Origin of the sequence: Streptomyces caatingaensis (assembly GCF_001187435.1) — a bacterium.
GTDB lineage: Bacteria > Actinomycetota > Actinomycetes > Streptomycetales > Streptomycetaceae > Streptomyces > Streptomyces caatingaensis.
Genome location: NZ_LFXA01000008.1, coordinates 62,447 through 78,243, shown reverse-complemented (window position 1 = coordinate 78,243; position 15,797 = coordinate 62,447). Strand labels below are relative to the sequence as shown.

Annotated in this window: 16 protein-coding genes; 12 read left to right on the top strand and 4 right to left on the bottom strand. The window is 72.7% G+C overall.

Translation table 11 applies throughout. From position 1 onward, the window contains the following. Nucleotides 1-9 precede the first annotated feature (9 nt). Both AC230_RS13050 and AC230_RS13045 read left to right on the top strand, forming a co-directional pair. Nucleotides 10-888, top strand: a complete 879-nt coding sequence (locus AC230_RS13050; protein WP_049716349.1) for an NAD(P)-dependent oxidoreductase — start codon at nt 10-12, stop codon at nt 886-888. Between the two features lie 124 nt (nt 889-1,012). Then, nucleotides 1,013-1,252 (top strand): DUF397 domain-containing protein, encoded by a 240-nt coding sequence (locus AC230_RS13045; RefSeq protein ID WP_078871209.1) that lies wholly within the window; start codon nt 1,013-1,015, stop codon nt 1,250-1,252. Nucleotides 1,253-1,299: 47 nt separating this feature from the next. On the opposite strand, the gene AC230_RS13040 is transcribed toward AC230_RS13045, so the two are convergent. Continuing rightward, nucleotides 1,300-1,788 (bottom strand): ATP-binding protein, encoded by a 489-nt coding sequence (locus AC230_RS13040; protein WP_049716347.1) that lies wholly within the window; start codon nt 1,786-1,788, stop codon nt 1,300-1,302. Nucleotides 1,789-2,103: 315 nt separating this feature from the next. Here AC230_RS13040 and AC230_RS13035 point away from each other — a divergent pair, with 315 nt between their 5' ends. The 4 genes from AC230_RS13035 (at nt 2,104) to AC230_RS13020 (ending at nt 5,782) form a co-directional block, all read left to right on the top strand. Further along, on the top strand, nt 2,104-2,967 hold the full coding sequence (locus AC230_RS13035; RefSeq protein ID WP_049716346.1) for a helix-turn-helix domain-containing protein: 864 nt from the start codon (nt 2,104-2,106) through the stop codon (nt 2,965-2,967). Between the two features lie 82 nt (nt 2,968-3,049). Continuing rightward, nucleotides 3,050-4,516: an aldehyde dehydrogenase family protein gene (locus AC230_RS13030; protein WP_049716345.1), complete on the top strand. Its 1,467-nt coding sequence runs from the start codon at nt 3,050-3,052 to the stop codon at nt 4,514-4,516. A gap of 107 nt (nt 4,517-4,623) precedes the next feature. Further along, entirely contained in the window at nt 4,624-5,151 is a 528-nt protein-coding gene (locus AC230_RS13025) for a DinB family protein (protein ID WP_049716344.1), read from the top strand. Between the two features lie 34 nt (nt 5,152-5,185). After that, nucleotides 5,186-5,782 carry a PadR family transcriptional regulator gene (locus tag AC230_RS13020; RefSeq protein ID WP_049716343.1) on the top strand — a complete coding sequence of 199 codons (597 nt, stop codon included), beginning with the start codon at nt 5,186-5,188 and terminating at the stop codon, nt 5,780-5,782. Between the two features lie 13 nt (nt 5,783-5,795). Here AC230_RS13020 and gad read toward each other — a convergent pair whose 3' ends face one another. Both gad and AC230_RS13010 read right to left on the bottom strand, forming a co-directional pair. Continuing rightward, the gene (gene gad, locus AC230_RS13015; RefSeq protein ID WP_078871213.1) at nt 5,796-7,121 is read right to left on the bottom strand and encodes a glutamate decarboxylase; all 1,326 of its coding nucleotides are present in this window, start codon (nt 7,119-7,121) and stop codon (nt 5,796-5,798) included. Nucleotides 7,122-7,305: 184 nt separating this feature from the next. After that, nucleotides 7,306-7,674, bottom strand: a complete 369-nt coding sequence (locus AC230_RS13010; protein ID WP_049716342.1) for a YbjQ family protein — start codon at nt 7,672-7,674, stop codon at nt 7,306-7,308. A 246-nt stretch (nt 7,675-7,920) separates the two neighbouring features. Here AC230_RS13010 and AC230_RS13005 point away from each other — a divergent pair, with 246 nt between their 5' ends. Both AC230_RS13005 and AC230_RS13000 read left to right on the top strand, forming a co-directional pair. Then, the gene (locus AC230_RS13005) at nt 7,921-8,745 is read left to right on the top strand and encodes a DedA family protein (RefSeq protein WP_049716341.1); all 825 of its coding nucleotides are present in this window, start codon (nt 7,921-7,923) and stop codon (nt 8,743-8,745) included. Between the two features lie 120 nt (nt 8,746-8,865). Next, nucleotides 8,866-10,533, top strand: coding sequence for a threonine/serine exporter family protein (locus AC230_RS13000; protein ID WP_049716340.1), 1,668 nt, complete (start codon nt 8,866-8,868; stop codon nt 10,531-10,533). 36 nt (nt 10,534-10,569) lie between these two features. On the opposite strand, the gene AC230_RS12995 is transcribed toward AC230_RS13000, so the two are convergent. Next, entirely contained in the window at nt 10,570-11,067 is a 498-nt protein-coding gene (locus AC230_RS12995; protein ID WP_049716339.1) for an inorganic diphosphatase, read from the bottom strand. A gap of 86 nt (nt 11,068-11,153) precedes the next feature. Between AC230_RS12995 and dacB the strand changes: the two genes are divergently transcribed. The 4 genes from dacB (at nt 11,154) to hpt (ending at nt 15,707) form a co-directional block, all read left to right on the top strand. Continuing rightward, on the top strand, nt 11,154-12,593 hold the full coding sequence (dacB, locus tag AC230_RS12990; RefSeq protein ID WP_053161152.1) for a D-alanyl-D-alanine carboxypeptidase/D-alanyl-D-alanine endopeptidase: 1,440 nt from the start codon (nt 11,154-11,156) through the stop codon (nt 12,591-12,593). A gap of 99 nt (nt 12,594-12,692) precedes the next feature. Next, nucleotides 12,693-13,823: a zinc-dependent metalloprotease gene (locus AC230_RS12985; protein WP_049716337.1), complete on the top strand. Its 1,131-nt coding sequence runs from the start codon at nt 12,693-12,695 to the stop codon at nt 13,821-13,823. A 197-nt stretch (nt 13,824-14,020) separates the two neighbouring features. Then, nucleotides 14,021-15,049, top strand: coding sequence for a tRNA lysidine(34) synthetase TilS (tilS, locus tag AC230_RS12980; protein WP_049716336.1), 1,029 nt, complete (start codon nt 14,021-14,023; stop codon nt 15,047-15,049). Between the two features lie 118 nt (nt 15,050-15,167). After that, a complete protein-coding gene (gene hpt, locus AC230_RS12975) occupies nt 15,168-15,707 on the top strand; it encodes a hypoxanthine phosphoribosyltransferase (RefSeq protein WP_004940393.1) in 540 nt (179 codons plus the stop codon). The last annotated feature ends 90 nt before the right edge of the window (nt 15,708-15,797 follow it).

Sequence of the window (15,797 nt, the reverse complement as noted above, 5' to 3'; positions counted from 1 at the left end):
GGGAACACCATGGGGACAGAGGTCAGTGTGCTCGGGCTGGGTGCGATGGGCTCGGCGCTGGCCGGCGCCTTCCTCGCGGCCGGCCACCGCACCACGGTCTGGAACCGCACGCCCGCGAAGGCGGAACCACCGGCCGCCCGGGGCGCCGAGAGGGCGGGCAGCGCCGCCGAGGCGCTGGCGGCGAGCCCGCTGGCGGTGGTCTGCGTGTCCACGTACGACGCCGTCCTGGACGTCCTGGAGCCGGCCGCCGCGGCCCTCGCGGGACGGACGGTCGTCAACCTGACCTCCGGCCCGCCGGGGGACGGGCGGCAGACGGCGGAGTGGGCCGCGCGGCACGGCGTCGCCGGCTATCTGGACGGGGTCGTGATGTCGACGCCCGCCGGCATCGGGCGGCCGGACGCCCTGCTGCTCCACGCGGGCCCGGTCTCCGTCTTCGAGGCCCACCGGCCCGTCCTGGCCGCCCTCGGCGACCCCGTGCACGTCGGGGAGGACCACGGCCTGCCCTCCGTGTACGACACGGCACTGCTGGGGCTGATGTGGGGCGCGCTCACCGGGTGGCTGCACAGCACGGCGCTGATGCGGGCGGACCCGGGCGGCGGCGGGGTGACGGCGACCGCGTTCACGGAAGTCGCCGGGCGGTGGATGAAAACCGTCGGGGCGTTCATGGACGAGGCCGCCCGGCAGGTGGATTCCGGGCGGACTCCGGGCGGGGATTTCCCGCTGGATCTCCATCTGATGACGATGGACATCCTCGTGCACGCCAGCGAGCTCCGCGGTATAGACGCCGGTTTTCCGGAACTCGTCCGGGAGTTGGTGCGAAAGGCGGTCGACGACGGCCATGGAGGCGACGGCTACGCGCGTCTGATCGGATATCTACGGAAGCGGTGAAACCGCTTCCGTAGCAGCGCAAACACCGTCAGTGCACGTGCATCTGCTCGTGCCGGAGCATGTGAACCGCCGCTATGATCCGGAGGAGTTGCACCCCCCCTCTGCGGCGTTCCGGGAGTCTCCAGTGCCACACGTCCACAACGGCATGGCTGCATCGGGCATCGACGGTGTCGTCTGGCGGAAGAGCAGACACTCCAACTCGCAGGGCTCCTGCGTGGAGTTCGCGAAGTTGCCGGGTGGCGGGGTTGCCGTTCGCAACTCCCGCCACCCGGATGGCCCCGCTCTCATTTACACCCCCGCGGAGATCGAGGCCATGCTGTTGGGGGTCAAGGACGGTGAATTCGACTACCTCGTGGCGGAGTGATCTCCGCCGCTCCGTGGCCACCCCGTCGCGGGGCGGCCTCCGTGGCGTCACTCACGCGGCAGCCGGAACAGCGCCCACACCACCTTCCCGTGCAACGCGCCCACCAGGGGGTGCCAGCCCCAGGCGTCGCTGAAGTTCTCCACGAGGAGCAGCCCGCGGCCGTGCTCGTCGCCGGCGCCCGCCTCGCCGGCCACGGGGCTCTCCTCGCTCGGGTCGCGCACCGCGCACACCAGCCGGGTCGTCCACCGCATCAGGTGGAGGCGTATGGGCGGCTCGTATCCCCCGCCCGGCGGGTCCGCCGGGGCGGCGTAGCGCATGGCGTTGGTCACCAGCTCGGAGACGACCAGCGCCACATCGTCGAAAACGCGCTGAATTCCCCACTGGTTCAAGGTGATCCGCGTGAAGCGACGGGCGGTGCGGACGGCCTCGAAGCGCGGTGGCAGGGGGCAGGAGGCGGAGTTCGACACCGCGGAGGAGTCCGTACGGGGCAGCCCCCGCCAGACGGGGGAGAGCACGGTCGATCCTTCGGTACCCATCCGAGGCACTCCTGCAATCGTGGACGTGACGTGCACGTGCGCGCTCCATGGTTCCCAATGCGCAGGGCGGATGCAAGGGCAGATGCACGTGCACGTGGAGGATTTGGGGGCGCAGAAGGGGATTGGGGAGCAATTCTTCCTACGCCCCCTTCAGTAGTGCTCCCCGTCCTGGCCGATATCCGTGACCGCCCGTGCACTCAACGGAGCGCAAAGATGGCAGACTTCGGCGCCGGGGGCCGCGGGGGTCGCCCCCGGAAGGGTTGATCGACACGGCGGACAGACAGGCCGGACCAGACCGGAAGGAAGGTCGCAGAGATGACCACGAACGAGTCGAGCGGTTCCGTGGTGCGGCGCATACTCCTGGGGTCGCAGCTGAGGAAGCTGCGGGAGTCCAGGGGCATCACGCGGGAAGCGGCCGGTTACTCGATCCGTGCGTCCGAGTCGAAGATCAGCCGGATGGAGCTCGGCAGGGTGAGCTTCAAGACGCGCGACGTCGAGGACCTGCTGACGCTCTACGGCATCACGCGCGAGTCCGAGCGGGCGGCCCTGCTGGGGCTCGCCAAGGAGGCCAACGTGGCCGGCTGGTGGCACAGTTACGGCGACGTGCTGCCCAGCTGGTTCCAGACCTACGTGGGCCTGGAGGGGGCCGCGTCGCACATCGGGATCTACGAGGTGCAGTTCGTGCACGGCCTGCTCCAGACCGAGGGCTACGCGCACGCGGTCGTCGTCCGCGGCCAGCCCCGGGCGGACGCCGACGAGATCGAGCGCCGCGTCTCGCTGCGCATGGAGCGGCAGAAGCTGCTGTTCTCCGAGCGCGCCCCGCACTTCCACGCCGTCCTCGACGAGGCCGCGCTGCACCGTCCGTACGGCGACGCCACGGTGATGCGCGGGCAGCTCCAGCACCTCGTCGACATCTCCGAGCAGCCGAACGTCACGCTCCAGGTGATGCCGTTCCGGCACGGCGGCCACGCGGGCGAGAGCGGCGCGTTCACCGTCCTGCGCTTCCCCGAGTCCGATCTTCCGGACGTGGTGTACCTGGAGCAGCTCACCGGCGCCCTCTACCTCGACAAGGCGGACGAAGTCGCCCAGTACGAAGGGGTGATGGGCCGGCTGCGGGCCGACAGTCTTTCGCCGTCCCGGACGCGCGACCTGATCGGGCGCATGCTCCAACTCCTCTGATACATCAGTACGATGACGGGCACTCAGTACGTCTGAACCCGCGTGCGCCCATGGGCCGCGCTCCGGCAGACAGGGATGGCGAATGTCCTACTCCTCCGCGTTCACGGATCTCGCGCAGCAGTACATCGACGGCCGATGGCGGTCCGGTACGGGCTCATGGGACATCGTCGACTTCAACCCGTACGACGGGGAGAAGCTCGCGTCGATCACCGTGGCGGGCGTGGCCGAGATCGACGAGGCGTACCGCGCCGCCGAGCGGGCCCAGCGGTCGTGGGCCGAGACCAATCCGTACACCCGCCGGCTCGTCTTCGAACGGGCGCTGCGGATCGTGGACGAGCACGAGGCCGAGCTGGCCTCGCTGATCATGGCGGAGTGCGGGGGGACCGCCGTCAAGGCGGCGTTCGAACTGAGCCTGGTGCGGGAGTTCCTGCGCGAGGCCGTGCAGCTCGCGCTGCGCGCGGAGGGGCGCATCCTGCCCTCGCCGGACGACACCAAGGAGAACCGGCTCTACCGCGTGCCCGTCGGGGTCGTCGGCGTGGTCAGCCCGTTCAACTTCCCGTTCCTGCTGTCGGTGAAGTCGGTGGCGCCCGCGGTCGCGCTGGGCAACGCGGTGGTGCTCAAGCCGCACCAGAACACCCCGGTGTGCGGCGGCGGCCTCGTGGCCAAGGTCTTCGAGGACGCGGGGCTGCCGCCCGGGGTGCTGAACGTCGTCGTCACCGACATCGCCGAGATCGGCGACGCGCTCATCGAGCACCCCGTCCCCAAGGTCCTCTCCTTCACCGGTTCCGACAAGGTCGGCCGGCACGTCGCGACCGTCGGCGCCTCGCACTTCAAGAGGGTCATCCTCGAACTCGGCGGCAACAGCGCCCTGATCGTCCTGGACGACGCGGACGTCGACTACGCCGTGGACGCGGCGGTGTTCAGCCGCTTCGTCCACCAGGGCCAGGTGTGCATGGCCGCCAACCGGATCCTCGTGGACCGGTCCGTGGAACGGGAGTTCACCGAGAAGTTCGTGGCCAAGGTGAAGTCGCTCAAGACCGGGGATCCCGGCGACCCCGCGACCCACATCGGCCCGCTCATCAACTCCGGTCAGGCCGAGGCGATCACGTCCCTCGTGGAACAGACCGTGCAGGGCGGCGCCACCGCGCTCGTGCGCGGCCGGACCACCGGCACGCTGGTCGAGCCGTCCGTCCTGACCGGGCTGGCGGAGGACGCCCCGATACTCGGGCAGGAGATCTTCGGGCCGGTCGCCCTGATCATCCCGTTCGACGGCGAGGAGGAGGCGCTGCGGCTCGCCAACGCCACGCCGTACGGGCTGAGCGGCGCCGTCCACACCGGGGACGTCGAGCGGGGCGTCCGCTTCGCCAAGCGCGTGGACACCGGGATGATCCACGTCAACGACGGCACCGTGCACGACGAGGCGATCGTGCCGTTCGGCGGCGAGAAGCACTCGGGGGTGGGGCGGCTGAACGGGGACGCGATGGTGGAGGCGTTCACCACGACGAAGTGGATCTCGATCCAGCACGGGCGGAGCAGATTCCCGTTCTGAGCCCGCGCCCCGCCCGGCCGTCGCCGTTTATTTAGGACGCGTACTGTCCCAGTGGGGTCCTACTGTTGATCCGTCAGCACGTGACGACGGAGAGGCGGCGGGACCCCATGCCCACCCTTGTGATCGAGAACAACACCGGCGACGAGCTCGGCACCCTGCTCGCCTTCCTGGAGGCCCAGCGCGGCGGCGTCCGCCGGGCCCTGCACGGGCTGACCGAGGAGCAGGCGGCGTCCCGGCCGAGCGCCAGCGAGATGTCCCTCGCCGGGCTGCTCGGGCATGTGATCGACGTCGAGCGCGGCTGGGTGCAGCGCGCGCAGGGCCACGACCTCCCCCGGGAGGAGGCGATCGCGCGCTTCGAGAAGGCGTGGCACCCCGAGGAGACCGTGCCCGCCCTCCTCGCCCGCTGGGACGAGGTCGCGGCCGAGACCGAGCGGTACGTGCGCTCGGTGCCGATCGAGCAGGTCTTCGCCCTGCCGCCGGCCCCCTGGTTCCCCAAGGACACCCGCGTGTCCACGCGCTGGCTGCTGCTCCACCTCATCGAGGAGATCGCCCGGCACGCGGGCCACGCCGACATCATCCGCGAGACGATCGACGGGAAGACGGCCTTCGAGCTGGTGGAGGACGCCGGCGCCTAGGCTGGGGCCGAGGTTCGAACGGCGAGGGAGGACGATGTCCGCGATCCGGCTGCTGGTGCTGGGCGCGGTGCGCCAGCACGGGCGCGCCCACGGCTACCAGGTGCGCAACGACCTGGAGTTCTGGGGCGCGGCGCGGTGGTCCAACGCCAAGCCCGGATCGATCTACCACGCGCTGAAGGCCATGGCCGGGCAGGGGCTGCTGGTCGCCCACGACACCGCGCCCAGCGAGGCGGGCGGGCCGCCGCGCACGGAGTACGAGCTGACGGCGGAGGGCGAGGCCGAGTTCCTGCGGCTGCTGCGCGACGCGCTCGCCGTCCCCGTCCAGCGCCTCGACCTGCTGACGGCGGCCGTCGGCTTCCTCGTCGACCTGCCGCGGGACGAGGCCGTCGCGCTGCTGCGGCGGCGGGTGCGGGCGCTGGAGGAGTGGCGCGAGGAGATCGGCCGCGAGTGGACGCCCGGCGCCGGGGAGGACTGGGGGCACATCGGGGAGATCTCCGGCGTCTGGCTCAACCGGGCCGAGGCGGAGGAGCGTTGGGCCCGCGGGCTGATCGAGCGGCTGGAGGGCGGGGCGTACGTGATGGCGGACGAGGGGGATCCGTGGGAGGGGCTGAACCCTTCCGCCCCGGGCTGACCCCCCGTCGCGCTCAGTGGTGGAACGCCGTCGCGACCTCCTCCGGACGGCCCAGCGGGCACGTCTGCCGGCGCAGCTCCGGCAGCAGGGCGTTCAGGTCCTCCAGGAACAGGTCGGCCAGGTCCATCGAGAACCCGTTCCGGCACACGATCCGCAGGACCGACAGGTCCTCCCGGTTGGGCGGGAAGCTGTACGCGGGGACGAGCCAGCCGCGCTCCCGCAGCCGGCGCGACACGTCGAAGACGTCGAACTCCTTCACGTCGTCCGCCGTCGTGAAGGCGAACACCGGCAGCTCGTCGCCGCGCGTCAGCAGCCGGAAGCCGCCGAGCGCGCCGATGCGTCCGGCCAGGGAGCGCGCCACGTCGCGGGCCGTCCGCTGCACCACGCGGTAGCCCTCGCGGCCCAGCCGCAGGAACGTGTAGTACTGGGCGGCCACTTGGGCGCCCGGGCGCGAGAAGTTGAGCGCGAAGGTCGGCATGTCGCCGCCGAGGTAGTTCACCCGGAACACCAACTCCTCGGGGAGCGCGGCCGGGTCGCGCCACAGCGCCCAGCCGACGCCCGGGTAGACCAGCCCGTACTTGTGGCCCGAGGTGTTGATGGACGCCACCCGCGGCAGCCGGAAGTCCCAGACCAGCTCCTCGTCGAGGAAGGGCGCGACCATCGCCCCGGAGGCGCCGTCCACGTGGACCGGCACGTCCAGCCCCGTCCGCTCCTGGAGCGCGTCCAGCGCGGCGCAGACCTCGGCCACCGGCTCGTACGACCCGTCGAAGGTCGAGCCCAGGACGGTGACGACGCCGATCGTGTTCTCGTCGCAGAGCTCCGCGGCGGCGGTGGGGTCGAGGTGGAACCGCTCGCCCTCCATGGGCACTTGGCGCGCCTCCACCTCCCAGAAGGTGCAGAACTTCTCCCAGCAGACCTGGACGTTGGTCCCCATCACGAGGTTGGGGCGGGCGTCGCGGGAGGGGTAGCGGTCCTTGTTCGCGCGCGCCCAGCGGCGCTTGAGCGCCATGCCGGCGAGCATGCACGCCTCGCTCGATCCGGTGGTCGAGCAGCCGATCGTGCCGGCCGGGTCCGGGGCGTTCCACAGGTCGGCGAGCATCGCCACGCAGCGCCGCTCCAGCTCGGCCGTGCGCGGGTACTCGTCCTTGTCGATCATGTTCTTGTCCCGGCACTCCGTCATCAGGGTGGTGGCCTGGGGCTCCATCCAGGTGGTGACGAAGGTGGCCAGGTTGAGCCGGGAGTTCCCGTCCAGCATCAGCTCGTCGTGGACGTACTGGTAGGCGGCATGGGGCGGCATGGGGCGGTCGGGGAGGCGGTGCCGCGGGGGCTCGACCGTCATGTCCGAGGCGGGGTCGGCTTCGCCGTAGAAGGGGTTCACGGCGTGGCCGGGGGCCGGGGGCGGGGGTGCGATCCCTTGTGGAGTGGCATGGGGGACGGGTACCACGGGCCGGGCGGCGCCACGCGGGGGGACGCGCCCCGGACCTCCCCCGGTGGGTCCGGGGCGAACGTCCCGCCGGCAGCCGTCAGGCCAGCGGCGCGATCACCACCGCCGTGCCGTAGGCGCAGACCTCCGTGCCGACGTCCGCCGCCTCCGTGACGTCGAAGCGGAACATCAGGACCGCGTTCGCGCCCCGCGCCCGCGCCTGCTCGACCAGGCGCTCCATGGCCTGGTTACGGGTCTGGACGAGGGTCTTCGTCAGCCCCTTGAGTTCGCCGCCGATCAGCGACTTCAGCCCCGCGCCGATCTGGCTGCCGACGTGGCGGGAGCGCACCGTGAGGCCGAAGACCTCGCCGATGACGCGCTCGACCCGGTACCCGGGTACGTCGTTCGTCGTGACCACGAGCACGTCGGACTGCTCGTGCTGTCCGCCGCCCCACTCATCGATGCCCATCAGGACCGCCTTCGTTCGTTCCGCGTTCGGTTTTCCCGCATTCTTGCGTTCGGTCTCCGGGACGCGCGGGCGGGACACGGGGTTGCCCGCCGCGCGTCCCCGGCCCCCGGTCCAGGGCCCCCGCGGCCCGCGGAACCAGGGGCCCCCGCGATGACGTTGATAGCTTGGGAAGGCACGTCCCCTTCTCCCCGCCTGTGCCCGGGCCTCGCACGAGCCTGCGCCCCCGACCCAGGAGCCTGATCACCCGTGACCCCCGTCACCCACCTCGCGCTCGGCCCGCAGTGGCTGGACGCGGACTACCTGATCGGCCAGTTCGGCCTGCTCGGCGTGCTGGCCATCGTCTTCGCCGAGTCGGGACTGCTGATCGGGTTCTTCCTGCCGGGCGACTCCCTGCTGTTCACCACGGGCCTCCTGGTGACCACGGGCAAGCTGGACGACTACCCGCTGTGGGTGGTCGTCCTCCTCGTCGTGCTCGCGGCGATCCTCGGCGACCAGGCGGGCTACCTCTTCGGGCGCAAGGTCGGACCGGCGCTCTTCCGGCGCCCGGACTCCCGGCTCTTCAAGCAGGAGAACGTCGAGAAGGCCCACGAGTTCTTCGAGAAGTACGGGCCGAAGTCGCTGGTCCTGGCCCGGTTCGTACCGATCATCCGCACCTTCACGCCGATCATCGCCGGCGTGAGCCGGATGAACTACCGGTCCTTCCTGATCTTCAACATCGTCGGCGGCACCCTCTGGGGCGCCGGGGTGACGCTGCTGGGCGCCGTGCTCGGCAAGGTCGACTTCGTCCGTACGAACATCGAGGCCATGCTCGTGGCGATCGTGCTCGTCTCGGTCGTGCCGATCGTGATCGAGTTCCTGCGGGCCCGCTCGAAGGCGAGGAAGGAGGGGGCGGCGAGCACTCCGGACGGCGTGCCCAGCGGGCCGCAGCCGCCGCGCGAGTACCACGAGGTCCCGCCGCACTACCAGGACGTGCAGCCGTACCCGCTGCGGCAGCCCGACGGGCAGCCGGCGGGGACGGCGCCGCAGGCCCCGCAGCAGCGCCCGCAGCGCGGCCGGCACGCGCGGCGCTGAGGCCGCTCCGGCAGGTCACTTCCGGATCACGGTCCACTCGCATCCCTCGGCCCCCACTGGGCACCCGTACTCCTGATCGGGCATGGTTGACCTGCACAGGAGCGTGGAGGAGAGCGCGGAGTGGGTGATCGGCAGCGGGACGGCGGCCCGTCGGAGCCCGGTGAGGACCGCAAACCGCAGAGCGACGAGGCGCGCAGCGCGTTCACGCCACCCCTCGGCGTACCGCTCCCGCCCGCGCCCGAGGACGACCATCCCACCTCGGAGTTCGCCGTGCCCGAGGGGGTCGCCGGGCCCGAGGACCGGCGGCCGGAGGGCTCGGCCTTCACCCCGCCGTCCGGCTCGACGACCCAGGGCATCGCCTTCTCGGAGCTCACCCCGCCGTTCGGCGTCCCCAAGGTCAGCCTGCTCAAGGACGCGCCCTGGCAGGACCGGATGCGCACGATGGTGCGGATGCCGGTCGGCGAGCGGCCGGTGCCGGAGCGTCCGGCCAAGGGCGAGGAGGCGGGCCCGGCCGTCCCGCGCGTCCTCGACCTCGTCCTGCGCATCGGCGAGCTGCTGCTCGCGGGCGGCGAGGGCGCCGAGGACGTCGAGGCGGCGATGTACGGCGTCGCGCACGCCTACGGGCTGGGGCGCTGCGAGCCGAACGTCACGTTCACCCTGCTGTCGGTCAGCTACCAGCCGTCCCTCGTGGACGACCCGGTCACCGCCAGCCGTACCGTGCGCCGCCGCGGCACCGACTACACCCGGCTCTCGGCCGTCTTCCGGCTCGTCCACGACATCACCTCGCAGGGCCTGACCCTGGAGGAGGCCTACCGCCGGCTCGCGGAGATCCGCCGCAACCGGCACCCGTATCCGGGCTGGGCGCTGACCCTGGCCGCCGGGCTGCTCGCGGGCGCGGCGAGCATGCTGGTCGGCGGCGGGGCCGTGGTCTTCCTGGCGGCCGCGGCCGGCGCGATGCTCGGCGACCGGCTGGCGTGGCTGGCGTCGGGGCGCGGACTGCCGGAGTTCTACCAGTTCGTGGTGGCGGCGATGCCGTCGGCCGCGATCGGGGTGGCGCTCAGCGCCATGAGCGACGTGGTGCACGTCCAGGCGTCCGCGGTGATCACCGGTGGGCTGTTCGCCCTGATCCCCGGACGGGCCCTGGTCGCGGGCGTGCAGGACGGCCTGACCGGCTTCTACATCACCGCCTCGGCCCGTCTGCTGGAGGTCGGCTACCTGATCGTCGGCATCGTCAGCGGCGTGCTGATCGTGCTGTACGGCGGCGTACGGGTCGGCGGGGCCACGCTCAACCCGGAGGCGGCGCTGCACCGCGTGGAGCGGCCGGTGGTGCAGATCGCGGCGGCCATGCTGCTGGCCTTCGCCTTCGCCGTGCTGCTCCAGCAGGAACGTCACACCGTGCTGTTCGCGACGCTCAACGGCGGGGTCGCGTGGGTGGTCTACGGGGCGCTCGCCGACACCGGGGGGCTCGACCCGGTGCCCGCCACGGCCATCGCGGCCGGGCTCGTCGGCCTCTTCGGCCAGCTGCTCTCGCGCTATCAGTACACGTCGGCGCTGCCGTACGTGACGGCGGCGATCGGGCCGCTGCTGCCCGGCAGCGCGGTCTACTTCGCGCTGCTGAACTTCGCCAAGAACGAGATGAACACCGGGATGGCCAGCCTCACCAGGGCGGCGACCCTGGCGCTGGCCATCGCGATCGGCGTCAACCTCGGGTCCGAGGCGGCACGGATGTTCCTGGGCGCGCCGGGCGGACTGGCCCGGCGCGCGGCGAAGCGGACGCGCGGCTTCTAGCTTCCGCGCGCCCGCCCGCTCAGCGGGTCACCGGGCTCAGTGGTGCGAGCCGCCCGCGGCCTCGAGGCGCTTGTACGAGGCCTCGATCTCGGCCTCGGCCTCGGCGCGGCCGACCCACTCGGCGCCCTCGACGGACTTGCCCGGCTCCAGGTCCTTGTAGACCTCGAAGAAGTGCTGGATCTCCAGGCGGTCGAACTCCGACACGTGGTGGATGTCGCGCAGGTGCTCGACGCGCGGGTCGTTGGCCGGGACGCAGAGCAGCTTGTCGTCGCCGCCCGCTTCGTCGGTCATGCGGAACATGCCGACGGCGCGGCACTTGATGAGGCAGCCCGGGAAGGTGGGCTCGTCCAGGATGACGAGCGCGTCCAGCGGGTCGCCGTCCTCGCCGAGGGTGTTCTCGACGAAGCCGTAGTCGGCGGGGTAGCTGGTGGAGGTGAAGAGACGGCGGTCCAGACGGATGCGACCGGTCTCGTGGTCCACCTCGTACTTGTTCCGCGAACCCTTCGGAATCTCGATGGTGACGTCGAACTCCACGAGTGGCTCCTTCATGATCAACACATACGTCTGGTGATTAAGTGTCCCCCACGCAGGTGTGTGGTGGCGAAAGGGGCTGGTCCGTAATGCCCGCTGGCGGACGGTGGCAGACCGTGCGGTGGCGCGAGGTGCCGTTGACGCGGCGCCGGACCGCCCGGTTCGTGGCGGTCTCGGCCGTGGCGGGCCTGGTCGTCGCCGCGGGCGCGGTGTCCGCCGCCGGCCCCTGGGACGGCGGACAGCGTAAGGCCGAACGCGTCCGGGCCGCAGCCGCCGACCGGGCGCATTCCGCCCGGACCGCCCCGGCGCGGCCCCCGGCGGGGCCGGTGCTCGCCGGGCCCGTGACCGGCGGCCGCGCGCCCACCGCGGACGCGGTGGCCGAGGCGCTGGAGCCGCTGCTCAAGGACCCCGCGCTGGGCCCGCACGTCTCCGCGTCCGTCGTGGACGCCGCCCGGGGCGAGCGGCTGTTCGGCGCCGACGAGGGCGCGGCCCTCACCCCGGCCTCGACGATCAAGCTCGCCACCTCCGCGGCGGCGCTGGCCGCGCTCGGCGGAGACCACCGGATCGAGACCTCGGTGCTGCTCACGGACGACGGGATCGTGCTCGTCGGCGGGGGCGACCCGACGCTCACCGCGCGTCCGGCGGCGTCCGGCGAACGCTTCGCCAGCCTGCCCGCGCTGGCCGACGCGACCGTGCGGGCGCTCGCCGCGCGCGGCACGGCCCGCACGCGGCTGACGTACGACGTCTCGCGGTACGCCGGGCCCGTACAGCACCCGATCGGGCCCAACGACAACCTCGCGCCCGTCACCCCCCTGATGGTCGACGAGGGGCGCCTCGACGACTCCGACCACGGGCCCGCGCCGCGGTCCGCCGATCCGGCCGGGGACGCGGCCCGGGCCTTCGCGGGGCTGCTGGGGGAGCGGGGCGTACGGGTGGACGGCGAGCCGGTGGAGGGGCGTGCGCCGGCCTCGGCGCGCCGGCTCGCGGCCGTCTCGTCCGCGCCCCTGTCCGAGCTGGTCGAGCGGGCGCTGACCAACAGCGACAACGACATCGCCGAGGCGCTCGCCCGGCAGACCGCCCTGGCCGACGGGCGGCCCGCGGGCTTCGACGGCGCGGCGCGGGCGGTGGCCGCTCGGCTGGCCCGGCTCGGCCTCCCGGCCGACGGCGTGCGGATCGCCGACGGCAGCGGCCTCGACCGCTCCGACCGCGTCTCCGCCGACCTGCTGGCCCGCCTCCTCTCGCTCGCCTCCTCCGCCCGCGCCCCCGAACTCCGTCCGGTCGTCACCGGGCTGCCGGTGGCCGGGTTCAGCGGGACGCTGCGGGGGCGCTACGCGGACGCCGCGGAGGGACGGGGGCTGGTGCGGGCCAAGACGGGCACGCTGACGGGGGTCAACACGCTCGCGGGCACGGTCGTCGCCGCCGGCGGGCGGCTGCTCGCCTTCGCGTTCATGGCGGACGGGACGGCGGATCCGGAGGCGGCGCAGCGGGCGCTGGACCGGCTGGCGGCCGGGGTCGCCTCGGTGCGGTGAGCCGCCCCGCGCGGCGGCCCGCCGAAACCGTGGGAGGGAGGGACCGGGGCCGGAAACCCACGCCTGTGCCACCGCCCCCGCAGCACGTACCGTGAAGCCATGACGAGCATCGGTGGTGCGGAGATGGTCGACTGGAAGCTCGCGGTGGCGACGGCGACGCGGCTCGTGCGGCCGGGCCCGGAGGTCGGCCGCGACGAGGCCCGCGACGTCGTCGCCGAACTGCGACGGCACGCCAGGGCGTCCGAGGAGCACGTCAGGTCCTTCACCAGGATGTCCCCGCCGGGCGGCCCCGCCGGCGACACCCCGGTCCTCGTCGTGGACCGCGCCGGCTGGATCAGGGCGAACGTCGCCGGGTTCCGTGCCGTGCTCGGCCCGCTGCTGGAGAAGATGCAGGACCGCCGCGGCAACCTGCCCGGCGGCGCCGTGCTGGGCGCGGTCGGCGGCAAGGTGACCGGCGTGGAGCTGGGGATGCTGCTGTCGTTCCTGGCGTCCCGGGTACTGGGCCAGTACGAGACCTTCGCCCCGCCCACCCGGGAGCTGCCCGGCGCCGAGGGCGGCGGCCGGCTCCTGCTGGTGGCCCCGAACATCGTCCACGTCGAGCGCGAACTCGACGTCGCCCCGCACGACTTCCGGCTGTGGGTGTGCCTGCACGAGGAGACGCACCGCACGCAGTTCACCGCCGTCCCCTGGCTGCGCGACCACATCGAGGGCGAGGTCCGGACGTTCCTCGCCGAGACCGAGGTCGACCCGGCCACCCTGCTGGAGCGGCTGCGGGAGGCGCTGCAGACGCTGGCCGGCGGCCGGCCGCCGGAGGACGAGGAGGAGCGCGGCGGCCGCAGCATCGTCGACCTCGTCCAGACCCCGGCCCAGCGGGAGATCCTCGGCCGGCTGACGGCCGTGATGTCCCTCCTGGAGGGCCACGCCGACTACGTGATGGACGGCGTGGGCCCGCGGGTCGTCCCGACGGTCGCCGAGATCCGCGAGAAGTTCCAGCAGCGGCGGGCCACCGGCGCGGGCCGGCTGGACGCGGCGCTGCGGAAACTGCTGGGTCTCGACGCCAAGCTGCGGCAGTACCGTGACGGTGAACGGTTCGTGCGCGCTGTTGTCGACGAGGTCGGCATGGAGGGCTTCAATAGGGTCTGGACCTCGCCGAACACCCTCCCGACGAAGACCGAGATCGCCAAACCCGCGGACTGGGTCGCCCGGGTGCACGGTCGCTCCGACGGGTGACCCCGCAGCGCCCCGTGACGGATGAACGCTCCCGTAATCACCCGTCCGAGGGACCGTGTGCCAGGGGTGGGCGTGCGATGCTCGGGTAAAGGCTCGTCTCTGTCACCATCTACGCACACAGCGTGACGGGGGCGGTCCGCACGTCCCCGCACCCCCCTTCCCGTTGGCTCCTCGCTGGAACGATTGGACACTCGGACATGGGTCCACACCCCGCGGTCGCCGCGATACGCCTGGCGGTCCGCCGCGTACTCCACGACGTCCTCACCCCCGCTCCCCCCGCCGACCCCTCCGCCGGCTCCCACGGCGGCCCCCGCTCGCCGCTCGTGCTGGCCGCCTGTTCCGGCGGCGCCGACTCCATGGCGCTCGCCTCCGCCCTCGCCTTCGAGGCCCCCCGCCTCGGCGTCCGCGCCGGCGGCGTCACCGTCGACCACGGCCTCCAGGAGGGCTCCGACCTCCGCGCCGCCGAAGTGGCGGTCCGCCTCCGCGCCCTCGGGCTCGACCCCGTCGAGGCGCTCCAGGTGACCGTCGGCCGGGAGGGCGGTCCCGAGGCCGCCGCCCGCGACGCCCGCTACGCCGCCCTCGACGAGGCCGCCGAGCGGCTCGGCGCCGCCGCCGTCCTCCTCGGGCACACCCGCGACGACCAGGCCGAGACGGTGCTCCTCGGGCTGGCCCGCGGCTCCGGCACCCGTTCCCTGTCCGGCATGGCCGTCGCCTCCGGCGTCGGCGGCCGCTACCGCAGGCCGTTCCTGGGGCTCGACCGGCAGACCGCCCGCAAGGCCTGCATGGTCCAGTCGCTGCCCGTCTGGGACGACCCGCACAACGCCGACCCCGCCTACACCCGCTCCCGCGTCCGCCACGAGGCCCTGCCCGTCCTGGAGAAGGCCCTGGGCAAGGGCGTCGTCGAGGCGCTGGCCCGCACCGCCCAGCTCTCCCGCGACGACGCCGACGCCCTCGACTCCTGGGCCGTGGCCGTCGAGCCGTCCGTCCGGGACGACAGCGGCGCCCTGGAGGTCGCCAAGCTCTACGCGCTGCCCGCCGCGGTGCGCCGCCGGGTGCTGCGCCGCGCGGCCATCGAGGCCGGTTCCCCGGCCGGTTCGCTCTTCGCCCGGCACATCGAGGAGGTCGACCGGCTGATCACCGGCTGGCGGGGGCAGCGGGCCATCAACCTCCCCGGGCGCGTCGCGGTCCGGCGGCATGGTGGCAGACTGGTCCTCCGGCAGGGCTGATTCGAACGGCCGTGAACGATCACGGTCCGGGCCCGGCCGGTCCGGACCGGGCGGCAGGAAGCCCGGAGGCCGGACGATCCTCCATCGAACGAGAGTGGCGCGGGTGGACGACAAGGACATGGGCACCGACCTCAAGTCGGTGCTCATCACCAAGGAAGAGATCGACGCGAAGCTGGCCGAGCTGGCCGCGAAGATCGACGCGGAGTACGCGGGCAAGGACCTGCTCATCGTCGGCGTCCTCAAGGGCGCCGTGATGGTGATGGCGGACCTGGCGCGCGCGCTGTCCAACCCCGTCACCATGGACTGGATGGCCGTGTCCTCCTACGGCGCGGGCACCCAGTCCTCCGGCGTGGTCCGCATCCTGAAGGACCTCGACACCGACATCAAGGGCAAGCACGTCCTGATCGTCGAGGACATCATCGACTCCGGCCTGACGCTCTCCTGGCTGCTGTCGAACCTCGGCTCCCGCGAGCCGGCGTCGCTCAACGTCGTCACCCTGCTGCGCAAGCCGGAGGCGGCCAAGGTGGCCATCGACGTGAAGTGGGTCGGCTTCGACATCCCGAACGAGTTCGTCGTGGGGTACGGTCTCGACTTCGCGGAGAAGTACCGCAACCTGCCCTTCGTGGGCACCCTCGCGCCGCACGTCTACGGCGGCTGAGACTCCCCTGACCTGGGGGGACGGTCCCCACACCGGTCATCGAGGCCGCCGGGAACCCCGCACGGTTTTCCGCCGTTGGAGGAGGGGAAG

Bases quoted from the DNA above. Each gene is read 5' to 3' on its own strand.
- AC230_RS13025 (WP_049716344.1), top strand. From the start codon at position 4,624: ATGCCCACCCTTGTGATCGAGAACAACACCGGCGACGAGCTCGGCACC.
- AC230_RS13035 (WP_049716346.1), top strand. From the start codon at position 2,104: ATGACCACGAACGAGTCGAGCGGTTCCGTGGTGCGGCGCATACTCCTG.
- dacB (WP_053161152.1), top strand. From the start codon at position 11,154: ATGCCCGCTGGCGGACGGTGGCAGACCGTGCGGTGGCGCGAGGTGCCG.
- AC230_RS13010 (WP_049716342.1), bottom strand. From the start codon at position 7,674: ATGGGCATCGATGAGTGGGGCGGCGGACAGCACGAGCAGTCCGACGTG.
- AC230_RS13040 (WP_049716347.1), bottom strand. From the start codon at position 1,788: ATGGGTACCGAAGGATCGACCGTGCTCTCCCCCGTCTGGCGGGGGCTG.
- AC230_RS12985 (WP_049716337.1), top strand. From the start codon at position 12,693: ATGACGAGCATCGGTGGTGCGGAGATGGTCGACTGGAAGCTCGCGGTG.
- hpt (WP_004940393.1), top strand. From the start codon at position 15,168: ATGGGCACCGACCTCAAGTCGGTGCTCATCACCAAGGAAGAGATCGAC.
- AC230_RS13020 (WP_049716343.1), top strand. From the start codon at position 5,186: ATGTCCGCGATCCGGCTGCTGGTGCTGGGCGCGGTGCGCCAGCACGGG.
- tilS (WP_049716336.1), top strand. From the start codon at position 14,021: ATGGGTCCACACCCCGCGGTCGCCGCGATACGCCTGGCGGTCCGCCGC.
- AC230_RS13050 (WP_049716349.1), top strand. From the start codon at position 10: ATGGGGACAGAGGTCAGTGTGCTCGGGCTGGGTGCGATGGGCTCGGCG.
- gad (WP_078871213.1), bottom strand. From the start codon at position 7,121: ATGACGGTCGAGCCCCCGCGGCACCGCCTCCCCGACCGCCCCATGCCG.
- AC230_RS13030 (WP_049716345.1), top strand. From the start codon at position 3,050: ATGTCCTACTCCTCCGCGTTCACGGATCTCGCGCAGCAGTACATCGAC.